At 73.2% G+C, this 961-nt stretch carries 2 protein-coding genes; both read left to right on the top strand.

Annotated features, from left to right (window positions below):
* Positions 1 to 410 (top strand): Wadjet anti-phage system protein JetA family protein (locus FV228_RS30935; protein WP_246694100.1); only part of this gene is annotated, 410 nt, incomplete at its 5' end.
* Positions 403 to 961: DUF4194 domain-containing protein (locus FV228_RS30930; RefSeq protein ID WP_147857884.1), on the top strand; the 559-nt coding region annotated here is incomplete at its 3' end. The genes FV228_RS30935 and FV228_RS30930, both read left to right, overlap by 8 nt.

Genomic DNA, 961 nt, shown 5'->3' with positions numbered 1-961 from the left:
CGCCGGTGGTGTCGCTGCTGCGGCCGCCGATCGGCCAGGGCCACCTGCAGACGCCGCGCGCCCGCCGCAGCGCCATCGAGGTCGAACCGCTGCCGGATATCGACGACGACCCCGCGGTCGATGCCTTCGCGGCCGCCAAGGCCGAGTTCCGTCGCCGCACCACCGTGACGCCGGAGACCATGACGGCCTTCGTCGAGGCGCGGCTCGGCAAGGCCGTGTCGCTGCGCGGCTCGCAGATCACGATCGAGGGGGTCGACGACTTCGTGGTGTTCCAGCGCCTGCGCGAGATCGACGTGCTGTTCGACGCGCGGCTGCGCGACCGCTACGCTTTGGTCCGGCTGCCCGAGCGGCTGGCCAACGGCTGGCTGGACTGCCCCGATTTCCTGCTGGAGCGGCGTGCCGGTGCTTGAGGGATTTCGCGCGATCATCGACGGCGACGAGCCGCCGCCGCCCGGCGCCCGCGCCCCGGACGCCGAGGAGCTGTGCCGCGCCCTCCAGGTGATGCTCAAGGGGCAGGTGATCTACGCGGACACGCCCGGGATCGGCCGCTCCTACGAGCTGGCCCGGCACTACGCGCCGTTCTTCACCGATTACTTCGCCTGCCTGGGCTACGCGCTCACGGTCTCGCACCGCGACCAGATGGTGTCGCTGAGCCCCGCCGCCGACGCGCCCCGGCACGACATCGCCTCCGAGCGCCTGCGCAAGGACGAGACCCTGGTGCTGCTGGCGCTGCGGCTGCTCTACGAGGAGGGCCTGCGCGACAACCGCGCCGGCACCGACGGGATCGTCGCCTGCACCACCGACGAGATCGTGGAGAAGATCCGGGCCGTCGCCCGCAACGAGCCCCCGGAAGAGGGCCGCCTCGCCGACATCCTGCGCCTCTACGCCCGGCGCGGCGGCCTCCGGATGGGCGAGCGCGACCGGGTCGAGCGGGTCACGCCGCTGTCGCTGCTGCCGGGCC

The organism is Methylobacterium sp. WL18, assembly GCF_008040015.1.
Classification (GTDB): domain Bacteria; phylum Pseudomonadota; class Alphaproteobacteria; order Rhizobiales; family Beijerinckiaceae; genus Methylobacterium; species Methylobacterium mesophilicum.
The sequence above is the reverse complement of the archived record's forward strand: the minus strand, read 5'-3'. Positions and strand labels throughout refer to the sequence as shown.